Source organism: Micromonospora sp. NPDC051543, assembly GCF_044454415.1.
In the GTDB taxonomy this organism is placed as follows: domain Bacteria; phylum Actinomycetota; class Actinomycetes; order Mycobacteriales; family Micromonosporaceae; genus Micromonospora.
The window spans coordinates 83,044-103,424 of record NZ_JBITDT010000001.1 but is presented as its reverse complement, the minus strand read 5'-3'; the positions used below and the strand labels follow the sequence as shown (position 1 = coordinate 103,424).

Sequence of the window (20,381 nt, the reverse complement as noted above, 5' to 3'; positions counted from 1 at the left end):
GATCGGCAACCCGCGACGCCTTTGCTCCCCCTCTCCCCTCCCTTTCGGGCAACACGAGAATCATGCATAATATGTCTTATGCATGACAAACAGGACGAATCGCTCAAGGTGCTGATCGAGGAGTTCCTGACCGCTCGGGCCACCCGCAAGCCCTCCCCCCACACCCTGGCGGCCTACCGGCGTGACCTGTACGCCGTCGCCGCCCTGGTCGCCGATGGTGATGCCACTCCCCTCCCCCTCGACGAGCTGACGATCACCGACCTGTCCCCTCGGGTGCTGCGGGCGGCGTTCGCCCGGTTCGCCGCGCCCCGCGCCCCCGCCTCGGTGCACCGCGCCTGGTCCACCTGGAACAGCTTCTTCACCTTCCTGGTGACCGACGGTGTGGTGGCCGGCAACCCGATGCCGGCGGTCGATCGGCCCCGGGCCGTCCTGCCCGAGCCGAAGCCGCTGCGCGGCGCGGACACGCCCGAGGTGCTGCTGGCGTCGGTGGCGCGGGACGACGGGCGGCAGCGGGACCCGTGGCCGGAGCGGGACGTGGCGGTGTTGGCGGTGGCGCTGTGCGCCGGGCTGCGCCTGTCGGAGTTGCTGGCGTTGCGGGTGGGGTCGCTGGGGGGGCGTCCGGGTGAGCGGCGTGTGGAGGTGGCGGGCAAGGGCGGGCGGCCCCGGGTGGTGCCGATCGAGGCGGATCTGGACCGGGTGCTGGTGGACTATCTGGCGAGTCGGGCGCGGCGTTTCGGGTCGCGGTCGGTACGCCCCGACTCGGCGTTGCTGGTGGACCGGCGGGGTGAGCCGTTACGCCGTGGTGGTCTGCAGTATCTGGTCGAGTCGTGTTACCGGCGGGCGGGTATCGGCGACCGGGTGCCGAAGGGGGCGCGGTTGCACGCGTTGCGGCACACGTTCGCGACGCGGTTGGCGGAGGACGGCGCGGGCGCGGCGGAGATCATGCGGTTGTTGGGGCACGCCTCGTTGGCGTCGTCGCAGACGTACATCGAGGTGACGGCCGGGCAGCAGCGCGAGGCGATCCGGGCTAGTCGTACCCATCGGGTGTTGGCGGCTCTGGTGTCGGCGGAGGGTGACGGGCCGCGCTGAGCCTGGGCTCAGGGGTCTAGCCGAGGTCGACGAGCAGGGGTCGGTGGTCGGAGATGGTGGACGTCGGCGTGGTGACGGCCCGTACGGGTGGGAGCGCGTCGAGGGCGTGCCGGTCGGCGAGGATGTGGTCGAGTTGGACGCGGGGTTGGCCGGAGGGGTAGGTGGGGCGGCGGCCGAGTGGCTGCCAGCGGGACACGAGGCGGGCCGGGCCGGCGGGGAGGTTGAGGTCGCCGAGCAGGACGCGGGGGCCGGGTAGGGCGCGTAGGGCGCGCACGGTCTGGCGGAGTTGGCGGGCGTTCCAGCCGGGTACGAAGGACAGGTGGGTCGCGGCGACGGTGAGGGGGCCGTGGGGGGTGTCCAGGATGGCGGCGAGGACGACGCGGGGTTCGTCGTCGAGGAGGATGAGGCCGCCGCCGGGGCCGGGGGCGTAGATGGGTGAGCGTACGGGCGCGGGTTTGAGTCGGGTGATGTGCCAGCTGCGCACGGGGTGGCGGCTGATGAGGCCGATGCCGTAGCAGGGTTCGCCGTGGCCGTCGTCGTCGTGGCGCAGGGGGCGGAACCGTTCGCCGGGGGTGCCGACGACGGCGGCCGCGAAGCGGTGGTGTGGCGCGTCGAGGGCCCGGGCGGCGATGGCGGTGAGGTCGAGGTTGCCGCTGCGGTGTTGGTCGCGGTCGACTTCCTGGAGGGCGAGGACGTCGGCGTCGAGGGCGCGTACGGCGGCGGCGAGTCGGTCGGGGTCGACGAGGCCGTCGGTGAGGGATCGTCCGTGCAGCAGGTTGAAGGTGGCCAGGCGCACTCCTGCACCTTACGTGCCCGTGGCAGGGTTGCCGTGTGGTGAGGCTGTTGCTGTGTTCGATGCTGGTGTTCGTGGCGGTTGGTGCGTGGGGGGTGTGGTTGCGGCGTAGGCGGGGCCGGTGAGCGGTGAGTCGCGCCACTTGGCGGGCTGGTGGCCCGTGTCGGGCGGGCAGACTTGCGGGCCGTGGATGCCGTATCGCTGAGTACTCTGCTGGCCGCCGCGGCGATGGCCGGGTGGGTGGATGCCGTGGTCGGTGGTGGCGGGTTGTTGCTGCTGCCGGCGTTGTTGGTGGCGGCTCCGGGTGTGCCGGTGGCGACCGCGTTGGGCACGAACAAGTTGGCGGCGATCTTCGGTACGGCGACGGCGGCGGCGACGTACGCGCGGCGCACGAAGGTGGACTGGCGGGTGGCGGGGCCGGCGGCGGGTGTGGCGGTGCTCAGCGCGGGGGTGGGCGCGGCGTTGGCTGGGGCGGTGCCGGCGGCGGCGTACCGGCCGGTGGTGTTGGTGGTTCTGGTGGCGGTGGCCGTGTTCGTGTTGCTGCGTCCCCGGTTGGGGGTGGTGGCTGTGCCGGCGCGGCGGACGCGGGTGCGGGTGGCGGCGGCGATCGGTGTGGCCGGGGTGGGCATCGCCCTGTACGACGGGTTGATCGGGCCGGGGACGGGCACGTTTCTGGTGCTGGCGTTCACGACGTTGGTGGGTGCGGATTTCGTGCACGGGTCGGCGATGGCGAAGGTCGTCAACGCGGGTACGAATCTGGGTGCGTTGGTGGTGTTCGCGGTGACCGGGCACGTGTGGTGGTGGTTGGGTGCGGCGATGGCGGTGTGCAACATCGCGGGCGCGGTGGTGGGTGCGCGGATGGCGTTGCGTCGCGGGTCGGGGTTCGTGCGGGTGGTGTTGCTGGTGGTGGTGTTGGCGTTGGTGGCGAAGCTGGGTTACGACCAGTGGGCGGCCCGGTAGGGGCGCGGGTTCAGCTGCGGCGGCTGGGTGAGTCGAAGCGGCCGGCGCGGATCTCGCGCAGGGCCCGGCGGCGGATGTCGCCGCGCAGGGTGTCGACGTAGAGGGTGCCGCGCAGGTGGTCGGTCTCGTGTTGCAGGGCGCGGGCGAGGAATCCGGTGCCGGTGATGGTCAGCGGTTCGCCGTTCTGGTCGACGCCGTGGGCGGTGGCGTGCAGGGCGCGCACGGTCGGGAAGTACAGCCCGGGGATGGAGAGGCAGCCTTCGTCGTCGTCCTGGAGTTCGTCGGACAGCTCGAGGGTGGGGTTGATGAGGTGGCCTCGGTGGCCGTCGGCGTCGTAGACGAAGACCTGGGCGCTGACGCCGATCTGGGGTGCGGCGACGCCGGCGCGGCCGGGTTCGCCGAGCAGGGTGTCCATCAGGTCGGTGACCAGGGCGCGCAGTTCGGCGTCGAAGGTGGTGACCGGCTCGGCTTCGGTGCGCAGGACGGGGTCGCCGATGATCCGGATGGGCCGCATGGTCATGGGGGTCAGCGTATCGCCGGTGGTGGTGTCAGCGTCCGGCCAGGGTGGCGCGTACGGGTGCGGTCTTGGCGGCGGCTTCGGCGACCTCGGCGGTGGGGTCGCTGTCCCAGGTGATGCCGCCGCCGGCCCAGGTGTGCAGGGCGTGGCCGTCGGCGGCGGCGGTGCGGATGGTCAGGCCGAGGTCGATGCGGCCGGGGGCGATCCAGCCGAGGGCGCCCATGCTGGCGCCGCGGCCGACGGGTTCGGCGGCGGCGATGTGGGTGAGGGCGGCGAGTTTCGGGGCGCCGGTGACGGAGCCGCCGGGGCAGGTGGCGCGGAGCAGGTCGGCGAGGCCGAGGCCGTGGGCGGCGTGCGCGCGGACGGTGGATTCGGCTTGCCACAGGTCGCACCAGCGGCGCACGGTGAACAGTTCGTCGACGGTGACGGTGCCGGTGCGGGCGATGCGGGCGAGGTCGTTGCGTTCCAGGTCGACGATCATGATGTGTTCGGCGCGTTCCTTGGCGCTGGTGAGCAGTTCGGCGCGGCCGGTGGCGGTGGCGGGGCGGGTGCCTTTGATGGGTCGGGTGATGATCTGGCCGTCGTGGACTTCGACGAGGGTTTCCGGGGAGGCGCAGCCGATGGCCCAGCCGTCGCCGGTGAGGACGCCGCCGTAGCGGGCGCCGGGGAGGGCGCCGAGGCGGCGTAGGGCGGGCAGTGGGTCGCCGCTGTAGGGGGCGGCGGCGTGTCCGACGAGGTTGGTCTGGTAGATGTCGCCGCGGCCGATGGCGGCGCGGACGGTGTCGACGGCGGCGGCGTGTTGGGCGGGTGTCCAGCTCTCGGTCCATGGGCCGAGCCACCAGGGCGGGTCGTCGGGGGCGGCGGGTGCTCGGGTGGGTCCGTGGTCGTAGATGACGACGGCGAGGTCGGGCAGGGTGGGCGCGGGTTCGGGCGCGGTGGTGGGTACGCCGGCCAGTTGTGCCCCGGCGGCGGCGGACAGGTAGAGCGCGGCGCCGCAGAGGACCGGGCCGTGTGCGGCGGGTCGGTTGAGGTCGCGCAGGTCCAGGCCGTGTGCGGCCAGGAACTCCTCGGCGAGGACGGCGGGGTCGCCGCCGTCGGCGAGGTGCCACTGGAGTCGGGCGCGTTCGACGAGGCTGTCGCGGCATCCGGCGGGTGCCGCGGGCGCATCGACCAGCACCTGTGGGAGCGTTTCCACGCCGTATGGTCCGATCTTCCTCATCCGTTCAGTGGATTTCCGGTAAGCCAAGGCGACACCTGGTCGATGCTGGACACTTTCGCTTGGTACTGTGCGTCACTGGTCATGTGAACCATGACACAGTGCCCCCACAGTCCGGAGAACCCGATGTGCCAGCACCAACCGACCTGCCCCTTAGCTGAAGCCACCGACCGGGAAGCCGCCCGGGTCCTCGCCTGCTTCCCTGAGCAGGGCTGGAGCCTGCTCTGCAACGGCGTGATCGTCTTCGAGGACACCGGTGAGCTGCTCCCCGACGGCAGCAGCATCGCACCGCACCGCGGCCCCGCCCGCCACGCCCTCGTGGCCTGAACGACCACCCAGCGTCACCGCACCGAGTCGCTGTCCAACCGCACAGCGGCTGCCGGGACGGGCCGATACCGCCCGCCCCGGCGTGCCCGCCGTCAGTCCTCGAACGCCTCCGGCGACGGGCACGAGCAGACCAGGTTCCGGTCGCCGTACGCGCCGTCGATCCGCCGTACCGGCGGCCAGTACTTCCCGGCCCGGTCCACCCCGGCCGGGTACGCGCCCACCGACCGCGGGTACGGGTGCGGCCACTCGTCGCCGCTGACCATCGCCGCGGTGTGCGGCGCGTTCGCCAGCGGGTTGTCCCCCGCCGGCCACTGCCCCGAGCCGACCTGCTCGATCTCGGCGCGGATCGCGATCATCGCGTCGCAGAACCGGTCCAGCTCGGCGAGGTCCTCACTCTCGGTCGGCTCCACCATCAGCGTCCCGGCCACCGGGAACGACATCGTCGGCGCGTGGAAGCCGTAGTCGACCAGGCGCTTCGCCACGTCGTCCACGCTCACGCCGGTCGCCTTCGTCAACGGCCGCAGGTCGAGGATGCACTCGTGCGCGACCAGGCCCTTGTTGCCGGCGTACAGCACCGGGTAGTGCTCGCGCAGCCGCGCCGCCACGTAGTTCGCGGCGAGGACCGCCACGCCGGTGGCCCGGGTCAGCCCCTCGGCGCCCATCATCCGCAGGTACGCCCACGGGATCGGCAGGATCCCCGCGGACCCGTACCTGGCCGCCGAGATCGCCGGGGTGGCGTCGTCGTGCGCGCCCAGCGGGTCGCCGGGCAGGAACGGCGCGAGGTGCGCGCGGACCGCCACCGGGCCGACGCCGGGGCCGCCGCCGCCGTGCGGGATGCAGAACGTCTTGTGCAGGTTGAGGTGCGACACGTCCGCGCCGAACTTGCCCGGCTTGGCGTACCCGACGAGGGCGTTGAGGTTCGCCCCGTCGACGTACACCTGCCCGCCGGCGTCGTGGACCTTCGCGCACAGCGACGCGATGCCCGTCTCGTACACGCCGTGCGTCGACGGGTACGTCACCATGATCGCGGCGAGCGCGTCGCGGTGCTTGTCGATCTTGGCGTCGAGGTCGACGAGGTCGACGTTGCCGTCGTCGTCGCAGGCCACCACGACCACCCGCATGCCGGCCATCACGGCGCTGGCGGCGTTCGTGCCGTGCGCCGACGACGGGATGAGGCACACGTCGCGGTGCGCCTGGCCCCGCGACGCGTGGTACGAGCGGATGGCCAGCAGCCCGGCCAGCTCACCCTGCGATCCGGCGTTGGGCTGCACGCTCACCGCGTCGTAGCCGGTCACCTCGGCCAGCCACGACTCCAACTGGCCGATCATCTCCCGGTACCCGACGGTCTGGTCGTCCGGCGCGAACGGGTGGATGTGCGCGAACTCCGCCCAGCTCACCGGCTCCATCTCGGTGGTCGCGTTCAGCTTCATCGTGCACGACCCGAGCGGGATCATGCCCCGGTCCAGGGCGTAGTCGAAGTCCGACAGCCGCCGCAGGTAGCGCAGCATCGCCGTCTCCGAGTGGTGGCTGCGGAACACCGGGTGGGTCAGGAAGTCGGTCGTCCGCGCCAGGTCGACCGGCAGGGCCGCGTCGACGTCGCCGTCGAACGCGGCAACGCCGAACGCCTCCCACACCTGCCGCAGGTGCGCGTCGGTGGTCGTCTCGTCGCAGGACATCCCGACCCGGTCGGCGTCGACCAGGCGCAGGTTGACGCCCCGCTCGGCGGCGGCCGCGACGACCCGCGCCGCGCCGCCGGGCACCGTCGCGGTGACGGTGTCGAAGAACGCGACGTCCGCGACGTCCACGCCGCCGGCGCGCAGCCCGGCCGCGAGCCGCGCCGCCATGGCGTGGGTACGCGCCGCGATGTCCCGCAGCCCGTCCGGGCCGTGGTAGACGGCGTACATGCCGGCCATCACCGCGAGCAGCACCTGCGCGGTGCAGATGTTGCTGGTGGCCTTCTCCCGCCGGATGTGCTGCTCGCGGGTCTGCAACGCCAGCCGGTACGCCGGGTTGCCGTCCGCGTCGCGGGACACCCCGACCAGGCGCCCCGGCAGCATCCGCTCCAGGCCCGCGCGCACCGCCAGGTAGCCGGCGTGCGGCCCACCGAAGCCCATGGGTACGCCGAACCGCTGGGTGGTGCCGGCGGCGATGTCCGCGCCGATCTCCCCCGGCGCCCGCAGCAGCGTCAACGCCAGCAGGTCCGCCGCGACCGTCACGAGGGCGCCGACGGCGTGCGCCGCCTGCACCAGGGCGGCGTGGTCACGGACCGCGCCGGACGCCCCCGGGTACTGCAGGTGCAGGCCGAAGAACTCCGCCGGCAACTCGTCCCGCGCGACGTCGACGACCCGCACGTCGATGCCGAGCGGCACCGCCCGGCTGGTGATCACCGCGATGGTCTGCGGCAGGGCGTCGGCGTCGACGACGTACACCCGGCTCTTGCTCTTGGACGCGCGGCGCGCGAGGGTCATGGCCTCCGCCGCGGCGGTGCCCTCGTCGAGCATGGAGGCGTTCGCGGTGGCCAGGCCGGCCAGGTCGGTGACCATCGTCTGGAAGTTCAGCAGCGCCTCCAGCCGGCCCTGGCTGATCTCCGGCTGGTACGGCGTGTACGCCGTGTACCAGGCCGGGTCCTCCAGCACGTTGCGGCGGATCACCGCCGGGGTGTGCGTGCCGTGGTAGCCCAGGCCGATCATGGAGACGGCGACGGTGTTGCGGGCCGCCAGGGCCCGCAGCTCGGCGAGGGCCTCGGCCTCGGTGGCCGCGTCCGGCAGGTCGAGGGTGCCGTGCCAGCGGATCACCTCGGGGATCGCGGCGTCCATCAGCTCGTCGATGGAGTCGTGCCCGACGACCTCCAACATGCGGCGCTCGTCGTCGGGGCCGGGGCCGATGTGACGGGTGGCGAACTGCTCTACGGACATCAGGGGCGCTCCCGGGCGAGGTCGACGGGTCGGCCTCCCCCTCTGTCACACCCCTGCAGGAGCGCTCCACAGTGCCTGCCCACGAGGTCCTTTTGCCTGAGAGGTTCCGGGGAGGATTTGCCCCTTCGGCGCCGCCCCTGCTGTCGAGGCGGTCTCTCCCACGTGGGTGGTACCGGCATGGTCAACGCTACCAGCGCCGGTGTTTCCAGCAGATGTCCTACCCGGCGGGGGCTGTCACACCGGCACCGCCGACGCGCCGGTCACCCGCTCGGCGAGCACCGGCAGCACCTCCCCCAGCGGCGCGTCGACGCGCACCGTGGCGTACCCGTCACCCCGGGTCGGCCCCTGGTTGACGATCGCTACCGGAATGCCCTGCTTCGCGGCCCGGATCACGAACCGGCGACCCGACATGACCGTCAACGACGACCCCAGCACCACCACCGCCCGGGCCTGCCCCACCAGCGCGAAGCACCGCGCCACCCGCTGCGGCGGCACCGTCTCGCCGAAGAACACCACGTCCGGTTTCAGCATCCCCGTCCCGCAGATCCCGCAGTCCACCGGCCGGAACCCCGCCACCTGCTCGTCCGGGAGATCCACATCACCGTCCGGGTTGACCGCGGCGACCCGGGCCACGAAGTCCGGGTTCGCCTCGCGCAGCCGCCGGTCCACGTCCTCGCGCGAGGTCAGGTTGCCGCAGTCCAGGCACGTCACCTCATCCAGACGCCCGTGCAGCTCCACCACCCGGTCGCTGCCCGCCGCGCCGTGCAACCCGTCCACGTTCTGCGTGATCACCGCGTCGACCAGGCCGGCGTCCTGCAACCGCGCCACCGCCCGGTGCCCCGCGTTCGGCGTCGCCCGCGCGATCAACCGCCACCCCAGGTGGCTACGCGCCCAGTACCGCCGCCGCGCCACCGCGTCCCGGGTGAACGCCTGGAACGTCATCGGGGTGTGCCGGCGGGCCACCCCGCTGGGCCCCCGATAGTCCGGGATACCCGACTCGGTGGACAGGCCCGCCCCGCTGAGCACGACCACCTGACCGCCGGCCACCAGCGCGGCCAGCTCCTGCACACTCGTCGTCACCCCTTCATGCTGCCTCAGCGCACCCCCCGATGCCGAGCACCCGCCTACGCCGCGACGACGTCGGCGACGACACAGGCGACATTGTCGGGCGCGCCCGCGGCGCGCGCGGCGGCCATCAGCTCCCGCACCGTGCGCTCCGGGTCGGCTCCCGCTCCCAACATCGAAGCCAGGGCGGCGCGGTCGACGACCGCCCACAGCCCGTCCGAGCACAACAGGTACCGGTCACCGGGCAGCGCCACCCGCAACGCCAGATCGGCCTCCACCTGCCGACCGCCGCCGAGCGCGCGCACCAGCAACGCCCGCTGGGGGTGCGCGCCCGCCTCGGCGGGATCGAGCCTGCCCTGATCCACCTGCGCCCGCACCCACGTGTGGTCCTGGGTCAACACCGACAGCTCACCGTCGCGCAGCAGGTACGCCCGGGTGTCCCCGACGTGCGCCAACACCAGGTGGGTGCCGCTGCGCAGCAGCGCGGTCAGCGTCGTCGCCGGCTGGTGCTCGTCGGTCGCCAGCCTCCGCACGGCCCGGTCGGCGTCGGTGACCGCGCCGGCCAGCACCGCCACCATCTCCACCGCCGACGCGTCGGTGAGGTCCACCGACGCGAGCGCGTCGATGGCGGCGGTGCTGGCGGCAGCGCCGCCGGGCCCCCGCACGCCGTCGGCGACGGCGAGCAGCCGCTCGTTGGCGTACGCGGCGTCCTCGTTGCTGTCGCGGGCGATCCCGGTCTCACAGCCGGTGGCGTAACGAACATTCATCGACGACATGGTGGCGCTCCCCTCGGACAGGTCCCGCACGAGGAGGGCGGCGAGCCGCGCGCGGGCAGCGGTGTCGACCGACACCTGCCGCCAGTACGCGGTGACCACCTCGGCCGCCGCCGCCGGCTCCAGAGCACACACGGTGCGGATCTGCGCCAGCGGCATGCCGATACGACGCAACTGGGCCACCAGCCGGGCCAGCGGCACCTGCCGCGGGTCGTAGAGCCGGTACCCGGACTCCGCGTCCACCGCCGCCGGCACCAGCACCCCCACCCGGCCGTACAGGCGTAACGCCTTCGGCGTCAGACCCGCCGCCCGGGCGAACGCCCCGATCGTCAGCAACCCCACGTCGGGTTCCTCCTCGCGCCGGTCACCGTGACCGGCGCACACCACCCTGGGGGTTGCCCACCGGTCAAGGTCAAGCCCGGCGGGTGCCGGTAGGTTGGGCACATGCGTGTCGTCATCGCCGGAGGCCACGGCAAGATCGCCCTGCTCGTGCAGCGGCACCTCACCGAGCGCGGTGACACCGCCGTCGGCCTGATCCGCAACCCCGAGCACGTCGACGACCTGCGCGCCGCAGGCGCCACCCCGGTCCTGTGCGACCTGGAACACGCCGACGTCGGGGAGGTAGCCGCGCACCTGCACGACGCCGACGCGGTCATCTTCGCCGCCGGTGCCGGTCCCGGCAGCGGCGCCGCCCGCAAGGACACCGTCGACCGGGCCGCCGCCGCGCTGCTCGCCGACGCCGCCACCCGCGCCGGGGTCCACCGCTACCTGCTGGTCTCCTCGATGGGAGTGGACCGGCCACCCGCCGCCGGCACCGACGACGTGTGGGCCGCCTACCTGCGGGCCAAACGCGCCGCCGAGGACGACCTGCGCGGCCGCGACCTGGCCTGGACGGTCCTGCGCCCCGGCCGCCTCACCGACGACGAACCCACCGGGCACGTCACCCTCACCCCGCACGCCGGTCGGGGCGTCATCAGCCGCGCCGACGTCGCCCTCGTCCTCGCCGCGCTCCTGGACGAACCCCGCACCGCCGGGGCGACCCTGGAACTCGTCGACGGACCCACCCCGATCGCCGACGCGATCCACGCCGCCACCACCTGAACCTCGACCGGGGGTGGGGCCCTACGCGTAGAGCCCCACCCGCCAGGTGTTCAGCGCTGGTGGTGACGCGGCAACGCCGTCTGCCCCGCCGCGCCACCCACGAAAGGCGCCCCCGGCGTCTCCTTCGCGATCCGGTCCATCGTGCGCACCAACTGCTCACTGCCGTCGTCCAGGTGCCGCGCCGCCGCCTGCATGTGCGACACCATCATCTCGCCGAAGATCCGCAACGCCTCCCGGGTCGCCACCGAATCGTCGAAGCTCGACCCGGCCGAACTGCGGTACTCCGCCACCGCACGCTCGGCCTCCTGCTTCGCCTCCTCCGCCGCCGCCCGCATGTAACTCTCGTACTGCACCCGGGCGTACTCGGCGACCCGCCGCGCGTAGTCGTGCGCCTGCGCGATGATCTGCTCGGCCTCCCGCTGCGCCGCCGACAGCAGGTTCACCTCCTTGGCCGCCGGCACCTTCGCCGCCGCCGGAGTGCTCGGGATCACCCCGTGGCGGTGCAACTCCACCCGATCGGTCAGCCGCTCGTTCTCCGCCCGCAGATGCGCGATCTGCGTCGCCAACAGATCCAACTCGTCGGCGATCTGCACCCGGAACCGGTCCACGTCCGCGTGGTCATAGCCCCGGCGCGCGAACGGCGCCGTACCGAACTCCCACCGCCGAACCCGGTCGGAGGTCATCCGCACCTGCACACCGCCGGACACCTGAATCCCGTCGTACCGGCTGATCGGGCTCGCGCTCATTGGTCACCCCCTGAACTCGACTGCTGGACCGCCGTACGCCACGCCGGGCCGTACCACTGCTTGCCCAGACCCTCGTGATGCACCTGACCCTCGTGATAGCCCGCCCGCGCCAACGTCTGCGCCGCGTGCGACACCATCTCGTCGGACCCGCACACGTACACGTGCCGCGAACGCCAGTCACCATCGGCCAACGCCCGGTCCACCGCCTGCACGAACTCACCCGGCCGGTTCACGTCCGCGCCCACCACGTACGTCACCGTCAACCACGGGAACGACGACGCCATCTTGTCGATCGCGTCACTGTCGTAGAACTCGCTGCGCGAACGGGCACCCACATACAGGTCCACCCGACGACGGGCACCCTCCGCGGCGATCTGCTCCACCAACGCCTTCATCGGCGCCCAACCCGTGCCCGAGGTCAACAACAACAGGTCACCCGAGCCCGCCGACCACAACGCCAACCGCTCCCCCACCGGCGCGGCCAGATTGACGCGGTCACCCACCGCCGAGCCGTACACCAGCCGCGACGACACCGCGCCACCCGGAGCGGCCCGCACATGCAACTCCAACGTGCCGTCCGCGCGCGGCGCGTTCGCCGGCGAGTAGTACCGCCACGACCGCACCGCCGGATGCGACACCCCGATCGACTGACCCGGAGTGAACGGCAACAGGTACTGCGGACGCACCGTCACCACCGCGACGTCGAACGCCCGCCGCTCGTGGGCCACGATCTCCGCCACCCACCACGGCGGGTTCACCGCCTCGGCGGCCTGCGCCGCCTCCGTCATCACCTGCGCGATCAACCCGTACGCGCCCGCCCAGTCCTGAGCCAGCTCGTCGGTCCACTGCTCGGCCAGGAAATGCTGCAACGTCGCCAGCAGCGCCTCACCGACCGCCGGGTAGTGCTCCGCGCGCACCGCGAACTTGCGGTGGTCCGCGCCGAGGTCCTGCAGGAAACCCACCAGCCGATCGATCTGGTCCACATGCGACACGATGTGCCCCAACGCGGTGACGAGGCGATCCCGCTGCCCCGCCATGTTCGTCGGGAACATCTGGCGCGTCTCGGGATGCGCCAGGAACAACGTCGAATAGAAGTAGAGCGGAACCTCGTCGCCGTGCGCGGCGACGAGGGACCAACTCTGCTTGAGTCGGGCCGCGTCCACGCTCAGACGCCCGGACGCTCTCCGGTGGACACCACCTGGTCCTGCACCTGCCCCAGCACCACGCGCACGTGGTCCAGGACGTCGGCCGGCACACCCAACTCCGTCAGCGTCGTGATCAGGTGCACGCCCACCTTCGCGTAGTGCTCCGCCGGGATGCCCAGCGGCTGGTGCGCCTCGGCCAAACCGCGACCCGCGTACTCGTTCGGGCCGCCCAACACCACCGCCAACATCAACGCCAGGTGTCGACGCTGCGTCGCCATGTCCACAGTGGCGAAGTAGCCCGCCAGCTCGGGATCGGCGAGGACCTTGTCGTAGAACAGTTCGACGGCCGCCTTCACCGAACTCGCGCCGCCGATGCGGTCGTAGTGCGAGGCGGCAGCGGTCTCTTCCGTAACCGTCACGGTCGTTCCTTCCGGGGGTGAAAGGTCGCGCGCGGTGACGCGCAGGGGCTACGGCCACCGACGCGACACCCGCGTGCCACGGGGCACCACGGCGGGGACCGTGACGGACCATAGCGTGCCCGCAACCTCCGGTCAGGGCCCCCCTATCCGATTCCCGACAACTGGCGGACACACACCGTCACCACCGTCCACCCAAGATTCCACCCAGCGCAACGGGAGAACCACAGACAGTATCCACCGTGGATTCATCGACCGGGGAACGGCCACCCGACGTCGACCGCACTGACCCACAGTCACCAGACGGGCGCGTCCAAAAAAGTCACCCACACCAACGGACCGCGCACCGACAGACGCACAGCGCTACTCAACCCGCGCGCCGCCGCGCCCGCCGCGCCGCCAACTCGTCGCCCACCGGATCCGACGAGGACCCCACCACCGGCTCCGCCGGGCCGCTCGCCGCCGGCTCCGCCGGCAGATGCGACAACGACCCCTGGATCTCCTTGAAGGCCCCACCGATCGCGATCCCGAACACGCCCTGCCCACCCTGCAACAGGTCGACCACCTCCTCCGGGGACCGGCACTCATACACCGTCGTCCCGTCAGAGATCAGCGTGATACCCGCCAGATCCTCCACACCACGCGACCGCAGCGCCTCGATCGCCTTACGGATGTTCTGCAGGGACACCCCCGCATCCAACAACCGCTTCACGACCTTCAACACCACCAGATCGCGGAACGAGTACAACCGCTGGGTCCCCGAACCCGACGCGTCCCGGACGCTCGGCACCACCAACGTCGTCCGAGCCCAGTAATCCAACTGCCGATAGCTGATGCCCACCGCGTGGCACGCCGTCACACCTCGGTAGCCCACCGAGCCGTCACCCTCAGGCGTCGCGCCCGGCTCGTTCACCTGCGTACCCGGATCGGGATCCTGCGGCTCGTGCATGCGGACAACCTCCCCGTCAGTGCGGCGACGCATCGTTTCCTGCGACGCGCACCCCTCGACACGGCAACCCTAACGCCACCTTCAGGGGTTACCGCGGAGGAACCGGCGCGACACGCCGCGCAGCCACCGGGAAAGATCACCAAGCACGCGCCGGCGTCATCCACCGTGACACCGGCCGGGGACCCGAACCGCTCAGCCCGCGAAGTCCTCCGGACGCACCTGCTCCAGGAACTCGCGGAACTTCTCCACCTCATCCTCCTGCTCGTCAGGGATAACGATCCCCGCCTCGCTGAGGACCTGCTCGGCACAACGAATCGGCGCACCAACCCGCAACGCCAACGCGATCGAATCGCTCGGACGCGCCGACACCCGCACCCCGTCACCGATCAACAGGTCGGCGTAGAACACGTTCTCCTTGAGCTCGGTGATCTCCACCGCCTGCAACGGCGCCTGCAACGCCGCCAACACATCCCGCAGAAGATCATGCGTCAACGGACGGGCCGGCTTGACCCCCTGCTGCTCATAAGCGATAGCCGTGGCCTCGACCGCACCGATCCAGATCGGCAGATAGCGGTCGCCCTCGACCTCCCTGAGCAGGACGATCGGCTGGTTGCTGGGCAGCTCCACCCGAACTCCGACCACGCTCAGCTCGCGCACCGCCGCCTCCGTGTCGTCGTCAACCTACGCACCGCGCCCTTCCCTGCACGGTACACGGACCGCAACACGGCCGTCCCATGCGCTACAGCACCACGTCCGCGCCAGAAAGGGGTTACCCCGGCAAGCCTACGGCACGCTTCCCCGAAGAGATCTTTCCGCTCCGCCGCACCTGCCGGGCACCTCACCGACCCAACGTCGACCGCAACCCCACCCGCACCAACGCCGCGTGCAACTGCTCCGACAACGCCACCAACTCCCGCGCCGTCTCCGCCGCCCGCGCCCGTGCCGCCGGATCACTCTGCCGCGCCAACGGCGCCACCAACTGCGCGAACAACCCGACCTCACGATCGGCCGCAGTCCGATAACCCCGCAGATGCCGCGGCTCCAACCCGTACGCCGCCAGACCCGCCACCGCCGACGCGATGATCAACGCATCCGCGTCGTACCACCCCGGCGGATCCGACACCAGCACACCGAGCCGCTCCAACTCCACAAGCGTCGACTCGTCGATCCCACTGCGGGCCACCAACTCAGCCCGGCCGAGCCGCACCTGCGACGACTCGGCCGGCTCCGCCGACTCCCGACCCGGAACCGCACCATCGGGCCCCACCGCCACCAACGCCGGCCGCGACCGCTCCGGCTGCTCACCGGACGAATCCCACTCGGCCAACTGCTCACGGATCACCCGCAACGGCAGGTACCTGTCCCGCTGCGCGGTCAACACGAACCGCAACCGCGCCACATCGTCCCAGCTGTACTTCCGGTAACCCGACGCCGTCCGCTGCGGTTCAACCAGCCCCTCGGCCTCAAGGAACCGCAACTTCGAAATCGTGGTGTCCGGGAAATCCACCCGCAACTGACCCAGCACCTCACCGATGCTCATCAGCGGCTGGGACCGGGCCGCCCCGGGTGGCGTGGAGGCCGCAGGCTCGTTCACCCCCGGCCGGCCTCCTCCTCCGGGCGCGGACCGGCGATGAACACCACCCGGAACTTACCGATCTGAACCTCGTCACCATTGCTCAACGTGGCCGCCTCGACCCGCTCACGATTCACGTACGTGCCATTCAGGCTACCCACGTCCCGCACCGTGAACGTCCCACCATCACGGTGGAACTCCGCGTGCCGACGCGACACCGTCACGTCATCGAGGAAGATGTCACTGTCCGGATGCCGGCCACTGGTCGTCACGTCGTGGTCCAACAGGAACCGGGCACCCGCATTCGGGCCGCGACGAACCACCAGCAGCGCCATACCCGGCGGCAACGAACCGGACATCCGGCTCGGCACCACATCGGTGTCCGGCCCCTCCAGCACTTCGTCGAGCGAGCCGAGATTGAGCGTCGAAGTGACGTCGAGCGGGGGGAACTCGTCGTCTGGGCGCGTCATGGGACCACCTCACGGATCTGTTCGGTCGGCGTCGGGTAATGGCGGGTCTGGCCGCCGGGCACTCCAACACCCGGCGGCTGGCTCCCCGTGCCCGGGAAGGCAATTCCGCAACGCACAACTAATGGGTTCTTCTCGGTCGACTGGGCGAGCCTAGCCAGCGCCGAAATGCAGGGCAACCGGACGCGCGCAGACATCCCGCACGCCGGATCAAGCACACTCAGCCTTCGGTGATCTTCTGATACGCGCCCGCCGTGAGCAACCCGTCGGTCGCCGTCGGATCAGTCGGCGTGATCTCCACCAACCAACCCTCACCGTACGGATCCGTGTTGATCAGCTCAGGAGTGTCACCCAGCGCCTCGTTCCGCGCGGCCACCGTACCCGCGACCGGCGCGTAGATCTCCGACACGCTCTTGGTCGACTCGATCTCACCCAACGAGTCACCGGCCGCCACGACCGCACCCGCCTCCGGCAACTGCACGTACACGATGTCACCCAGCGCGTCCTGCGCGAAGTGCGTGATGCCGACCCGGATCGAACCGGTGCCGTCACCCGCCACCCACTCATGCTCGGCGGTGTATCGCAGATCCTCGGGAATCACCAGACGCGTCCTCATCCATCGTGCCCCGGACCACCCGGGCCCGGCGCGGCCGCGCCGGTCAGGAGACCGGACGGGCGTGTTTCCTACTTGGTCGGCACGTGCAGCGCCGAAACCTCGGCAACCTCACGCTCCCCAAACGTCACGTTACCGCCGTCACCCCGGACCGACGCCACCACCCCACCAGGAATGTTCAACGCCGTACGCATCGTCGCCGGATCACCGATCACCGTGATCGTGTACGGACCCGTCAACCGACGCCCCTCCACCATCAACGACCCGTTCTCCCCATCCAGGAAGTACGTCGACGCGATCACCCGCACCGTCGCCCGGTCACCGCCGGAGATCTGCATCGCCTCCGCGCCCGCGCCCCGCAACTCCTGCACCGCGTCCAACACCCGGTTCGCCGTGATCGGCTTCGCGCCACTGGAGAACTGCACCGTCAACCCCGGGCCCACCGCCGGCAACGTCCCCGCCAGAATCCCCAGCTCGTCCGCCCGACGCGTCGCCTCGTCCAACGCCGCCTGCCGACCCTGCTCACCCGAGGCCAACTGCCGCTGACTGTCCTCCAACGCCCGGATGTCCTGCTGCAGGCGACTCTCGCGCGCGTCCAGGTCCGACAGGATCCGCACCAGGTCCTCCTGACGCGTCGCCCCCAACGTCGGATCCGTCGACGTCGTCTTCAACTGCACGACCAGCGTGAAGCCCAGCAACGCCAACAACACCGCGATCATCACCCCGGCCGCGCTCCACCGCGACCGACCGCTCACCGCAGGCGCGGCCGGCGGCACGTCCCGCTCGTCCGGCTCGTCCGGCTGGTCCGACGACACCGCCGGCTCCCCCACCCGCGACACCGCGCGCAGGTCCACCGTCGCCCCGTCATCGACCGGCGTCACCTCCGGCTCCGCGTCGTCCGGCCGCGGCTCCGACACCGGCTCGCGCGGCGCCAACGGACTCAACTCGTCCGGATCCGGCGCGTCCGGCCGCGGATCCGGCTCACCCGCCGGCCCACCCTGCCGCCCCGGCACCGCCGGCTGCGGCCAACCCGTCCCCGTCTCATCCTGCTCGTCGCTCATCGCTGTCAAACCTACGCCCGGAACAGGTGCCGGCGGATCGCCGCCACATTTCCGAAGATCCGCACACCGAGCACGACCACCACACCGGTAGACAACTGCCCACCCACGCCCAACTGGTCACCCAGATACACGATCAGGCCCGCCACCAGCACGTTCGAGATGAACGACACCACGAACTGCTTGTCGTCGAAGATGCGGTCCAACTTCGCCCGCACCCCACCGAACACCGCGTCCAACGCGGCAACCACCGCGATCGGCAGGTACGGCTGCAACGCCGACGGCACCGTGGGATCAAGCCACACCCCGAGCACCACACCGGCGAGCAACGCCAGCACCGCGATCATCCGCCACCTCCGGAAGGACTAGCGGTCCCCGGCGAACCCGACGACCCAGGACTGCCAGACCGGCCACCCGCCCCCGAAGGGCTCGGACTGACCGACGGCTTGGCGTAGCGTAGCTGCGGCTCCGGAGCCGCCGGCAGGGTGAGGTCCTCCGCCTCCCGCACACCGAACGACAACCCGGTCTTCTGCGCGACCTCCCGCATCAGCGCCGCGTTCCGACTGTCCTCGAACGTGCGCCGCATCGACCCCGGACCCGTCGCCGACACCTCGTACGGCCCCGTCACCGGCCGGAAATCCACCAGGATCGCCTCACCCGCCGAACGGATCGTCGACGTCGACGTCAACCGCTGGCCGTTGATCGCGACCGCCTCCGCGCCGGCGCTCCACAACGCGTTCGCCACACCCTGCAGGTCGCTGTACAACACCCGCGGTGGCCCCGCGCCCGCACCGGTCACCGCGTCCGCGTTCCCCGGAGCGTCCGCCAGGCGCACCACCACACCGTCACCCCGCACCCGGCCCAGCCCCGTGCTCGCCTCCAGGTCCCGCAGACGCGCCGCGGCCGAACCGCTCAACGCCGCGTCCCGCTGTCGGCTGACCTCCTCACGCAACTGGTCCGCGCGCGCCGACAACCGGTCGGTCTGGCTCTCCCGCTCCTTGATCTGCGCCACCAGCCCCGAACGCGCCTGGGCGCGCCCCGGCTCGTCCGCCATCGTCTGGCGGTACGCCACCGCGAACAGGAAACCCAGCACCACCACCACGACCAGGCCGACCGACCGCGCCGCCCAGCCCCGGGGCGCGTCCGCAGACGACCCCCGCCGACGCGCGGCGGCCGCGTCCGCGTACCCCGGGTCCAGCGGGTTGCGGAACAACTCGGTGAGAAAGTCCGGCGCGTACACCCGATCCGGGCGGGGCCGCGGCGGCGGCGTCGCGCTCACGCGGCCGCTCCCCGGTCACGCGCCCCGCGTACCAACCGCGACGCCTGCACCACGTACATCGCGCCGGCCACCCAGTAGAGCACCAGCCCCCACCAGGCCAACCCCCAGCCGATCGCGGCCGTGGCCGTCGCCGCCGCGCTCCACTCGGTGGCCAGCAGGAGCACCGGGAACGCCGCGAGCAGCAGGAACGTGGCGGTCTTGCCCACGTAGTGCACCGGCGGCGGCCCGTACCCGAAGCGGCGCAGCACCGCCAGCGAGCCGAGCAGCAGCAGCTCCCGGGCCAGTAGCGCCGCCGTGAACTGCCACGGCACCACCTCGCGGGCGGTGAAGGCCAGCAGCGTGGCGAGGATGTAGAGCCGGTCGGCAAGTGGGTCGAGCAGCTCACCGAGCCGGCTCACCTGCCGCAGTCGGCGGGCGATCCAACCGTCGACCCAGTCGGTGGTGCCGCCGATGGCCAGCACCACGACCGCCGCGACGTCCGCCCGGGCCACCAGGAAGAGATAGAGGAACAGGGGTACGCCCAGCAGCCGCCCGAAGCTGATCAGGTTGGGCAGGGTGAGCACCTGGTCGCCGGGCGCCTGCTCGCCGGTGTCCCGCGGGTGCTCTGCCTGAGCCGGCCGACGCGACACCGAACCTCCTTCACGGCACGCCCCGACGCCAGGCCGAGATCGGGCGCGGCGGAGGTCGTACGCGCTGTCGGGCCGGCAACCACCGGCTCCCCTGCGGCCCCGGGACGGGACCTCTGCCCTGATACGGCCCGCGATCACCGAGATCGCGGGCCGGTTGAGTGCGCTGCCACTATATCGGGCTCTCGTCGGCGGCCCGGCCGCTGTGCGGCGTCGGCGCGGTGGTGTGGCGGTGTGGTGTGGATCACCACCGCTTAGGCGTCCTAGGATACTAGTGGAAGACGTCAGGCCGTCTGGACCGCTGCCGGTTCGGTCTGCTGCTCCGGCACCGTCTGCGTCGCCGCTCGGCCGAACGCCAACAGGGACGCCAAGAGGTCGTGCTGCGTCCGGGCTGGCATCCTGTCCAACACGGCCTGCACCGCGCGCTGCCGTCGCTCCGCCAACTCCCGCAACAGCGTCAACGCGGCGGCGGTGGGCACCAACCGCACCTCCCGCCGATCCCGCGGATCCGCCACGCGACGCAACAGGCCGGTCGCCTCCAACCGGTCGCACAGTCGGCTGGCCGAGGAGGGCACCACGTCCAGCAGCTCCGCAAGCCCGTTGACGTTGGTCTCGGGACGGCCACTGATCAGCATCAGCACCCGCAACTGCGTCGGTGGCACCTGATGCCGCGACGCCGCCGAGTCGAGCACGGCGATCAACGTCTCTGCGGCCGCGTTGATCGCCGCGGCGAGATCCGCCGGTCGCTCCACC

Annotated in this window: 22 protein-coding genes, 1 pseudogene and 1 riboswitch; of the genes and pseudogenes, 4 read left to right on the top strand and 19 right to left on the bottom strand. The window is 71.7% G+C overall.

What is annotated here, in order from left to right:
• Positions 1-78: 78 nt before the first annotated feature.
• Entirely contained in the window at positions 79-1,089 is a 1,011-nt protein-coding gene (locus ACIA3K_RS00525; RefSeq protein ID WP_396798086.1) for a tyrosine-type recombinase/integrase, read from the top strand.
• 16 nt (positions 1,090-1,105) lie between these two features.
• Here the strand turns inward: ACIA3K_RS00525 and ACIA3K_RS00520 are convergent, their stop codons facing one another.
• A complete protein-coding gene (locus ACIA3K_RS00520) occupies positions 1,106-1,885 on the bottom strand; it encodes an endonuclease/exonuclease/phosphatase family protein (protein WP_355051053.1) in 780 nt (259 codons plus the stop codon).
• 183 nt (positions 1,886-2,068) lie between these two features.
• Here ACIA3K_RS00520 and ACIA3K_RS00515 point away from each other — a divergent pair, with 183 nt between their 5' ends.
• Entirely contained in the window at positions 2,069-2,842 is a 774-nt protein-coding gene (locus ACIA3K_RS00515; protein WP_396798085.1) for an anion permease, read from the top strand.
• 10 nt (positions 2,843-2,852) lie between these two features.
• On the opposite strand, the gene def is transcribed toward ACIA3K_RS00515, so the two are convergent.
• Positions 2,853-3,362 (bottom strand): peptide deformylase, encoded by a 510-nt coding sequence (def, locus tag ACIA3K_RS00510; RefSeq protein WP_396798083.1) that lies wholly within the window; start codon positions 3,360-3,362, stop codon positions 2,853-2,855.
• Positions 3,363-3,390: 28 nt separating this feature from the next.
• Positions 3,391-4,578: a chorismate-binding protein gene (locus ACIA3K_RS00505; protein WP_396798081.1), complete on the bottom strand. Its 1,188-nt coding sequence runs from the start codon at positions 4,576-4,578 to the stop codon at positions 3,391-3,393.
• 123 nt (positions 4,579-4,701) lie between these two features.
• Here ACIA3K_RS00505 and ACIA3K_RS00500 point away from each other — a divergent pair, with 123 nt between their 5' ends.
• Positions 4,702-4,902, top strand: a complete 201-nt coding sequence (locus ACIA3K_RS00500) for a DUF5999 family protein (RefSeq protein WP_234586185.1) — start codon at positions 4,702-4,704, stop codon at positions 4,900-4,902.
• A gap of 92 nt (positions 4,903-4,994) precedes the next feature.
• On the opposite strand, the gene gcvP is transcribed toward ACIA3K_RS00500, so the two are convergent.
• From gcvP to ACIA3K_RS00485, 3 genes are all read right to left on the bottom strand, one after another.
• Complete coding sequence (gcvP, locus tag ACIA3K_RS00495; RefSeq protein ID WP_396798079.1) at positions 4,995-7,817, bottom strand: aminomethyl-transferring glycine dehydrogenase; 2,823 nt, start codon at positions 7,815-7,817, stop codon at positions 4,995-4,997.
• A gap of 74 nt (positions 7,818-7,891) precedes the next feature.
• Positions 7,892-7,988, bottom strand: a riboswitch (glycine riboswitch).
• A gap of 63 nt (positions 7,989-8,051) precedes the next feature.
• Entirely contained in the window at positions 8,052-8,897 is an 846-nt protein-coding gene (locus ACIA3K_RS00490; protein ID WP_396798077.1) for an NAD-dependent protein deacetylase, read from the bottom strand.
• A gap of 44 nt (positions 8,898-8,941) precedes the next feature.
• Complete coding sequence (locus tag ACIA3K_RS00485) at positions 8,942-9,997, bottom strand: MerR family transcriptional regulator (protein ID WP_396798075.1); 1,056 nt, start codon at positions 9,995-9,997, stop codon at positions 8,942-8,944.
• Positions 9,998-10,099: 102 nt separating this feature from the next.
• Between ACIA3K_RS00485 and ACIA3K_RS00480 the strand changes: the two genes are divergently transcribed.
• Positions 10,100-10,756, top strand: coding sequence for an NAD(P)H-binding protein (locus ACIA3K_RS00480; RefSeq protein WP_396798073.1), 657 nt, complete (start codon positions 10,100-10,102; stop codon positions 10,754-10,756).
• 50 nt (positions 10,757-10,806) lie between these two features.
• On the opposite strand, the gene ACIA3K_RS00475 is transcribed toward ACIA3K_RS00480, so the two are convergent.
• From ACIA3K_RS00475 to ACIA3K_RS00415, 13 genes and pseudogenes are all read right to left on the bottom strand, one after another.
• On the bottom strand, positions 10,807-11,502 hold the full coding sequence (locus tag ACIA3K_RS00475; RefSeq protein ID WP_396798071.1) for a DivIVA domain-containing protein: 696 nt from the start codon (positions 11,500-11,502) through the stop codon (positions 10,807-10,809).
• On the bottom strand, positions 11,499-12,665 hold the full coding sequence (locus ACIA3K_RS00470; protein ID WP_396798069.1) for a globin domain-containing protein: 1,167 nt from the start codon (positions 12,663-12,665) through the stop codon (positions 11,499-11,501). Before ACIA3K_RS00470 ends, ACIA3K_RS00475 begins: the two co-directional genes overlap by 4 nt.
• 2 nt (positions 12,666-12,667) lie before the next feature.
• Positions 12,668-13,066, bottom strand: coding sequence for a group 1 truncated hemoglobin (locus ACIA3K_RS00465; RefSeq protein ID WP_355051043.1), 399 nt, complete (start codon positions 13,064-13,066; stop codon positions 12,668-12,670).
• Between the two features lie 364 nt (positions 13,067-13,430).
• Complete coding sequence (locus tag ACIA3K_RS00460) at positions 13,431-14,012, bottom strand: MerR family transcriptional regulator (protein ID WP_396798065.1); 582 nt, start codon at positions 14,010-14,012, stop codon at positions 13,431-13,433.
• A gap of 192 nt (positions 14,013-14,204) precedes the next feature.
• Positions 14,205-14,669 carry a bifunctional nuclease family protein gene (locus ACIA3K_RS00455; RefSeq protein WP_007460347.1) on the bottom strand — a complete coding sequence of 155 codons (465 nt, stop codon included), beginning with the start codon at positions 14,667-14,669 and terminating at the stop codon, positions 14,205-14,207.
• Between the two features lie 181 nt (positions 14,670-14,850).
• Entirely contained in the window at positions 14,851-15,552 is a 702-nt protein-coding gene (locus tag ACIA3K_RS00450) for a MerR family transcriptional regulator (protein ID WP_355051256.1), read from the bottom strand.
• Positions 15,553-15,602: 50 nt separating this feature from the next.
• On the bottom strand, positions 15,603-16,055 hold the full coding sequence (locus ACIA3K_RS00445) for an FHA domain-containing protein (protein WP_007071101.1): 453 nt from the start codon (positions 16,053-16,055) through the stop codon (positions 15,603-15,605).
• Positions 16,056-16,272: 217 nt separating this feature from the next.
• A complete protein-coding gene (gcvH, locus tag ACIA3K_RS00440; RefSeq protein ID WP_355051255.1) occupies positions 16,273-16,653 on the bottom strand; it encodes a glycine cleavage system protein GcvH in 381 nt (126 codons plus the stop codon).
• Between the two features lie 58 nt (positions 16,654-16,711).
• Positions 16,712-17,726: pseudogene (locus ACIA3K_RS00435) on the bottom strand (DUF881 domain-containing protein).
• Between the two features lie 11 nt (positions 17,727-17,737).
• Complete coding sequence (locus ACIA3K_RS00430; protein ID WP_355051040.1) at positions 17,738-18,070, bottom strand: small basic family protein; 333 nt, start codon at positions 18,068-18,070, stop codon at positions 17,738-17,740.
• On the bottom strand, positions 18,067-19,002 hold the full coding sequence (locus ACIA3K_RS00425; protein ID WP_396798062.1) for a DUF881 domain-containing protein: 936 nt from the start codon (positions 19,000-19,002) through the stop codon (positions 18,067-18,069). The genes ACIA3K_RS00430 and ACIA3K_RS00425 overlap by 4 nt, the downstream gene beginning before the upstream one ends.
• On the bottom strand, positions 18,999-19,631 hold the full coding sequence (locus ACIA3K_RS00420; RefSeq protein ID WP_396798061.1) for a CDP-alcohol phosphatidyltransferase family protein: 633 nt from the start codon (positions 19,629-19,631) through the stop codon (positions 18,999-19,001). Before ACIA3K_RS00420 ends, ACIA3K_RS00425 begins: the two co-directional genes overlap by 4 nt.
• Before the next feature lie 281 nt (positions 19,632-19,912).
• A complete protein-coding gene (locus tag ACIA3K_RS00415) occupies positions 19,913-20,380 on the bottom strand; it encodes a MarR family winged helix-turn-helix transcriptional regulator (RefSeq protein ID WP_396798780.1) in 468 nt (155 codons plus the stop codon).
• Position 20,381 lies beyond the last annotated feature (1 nt).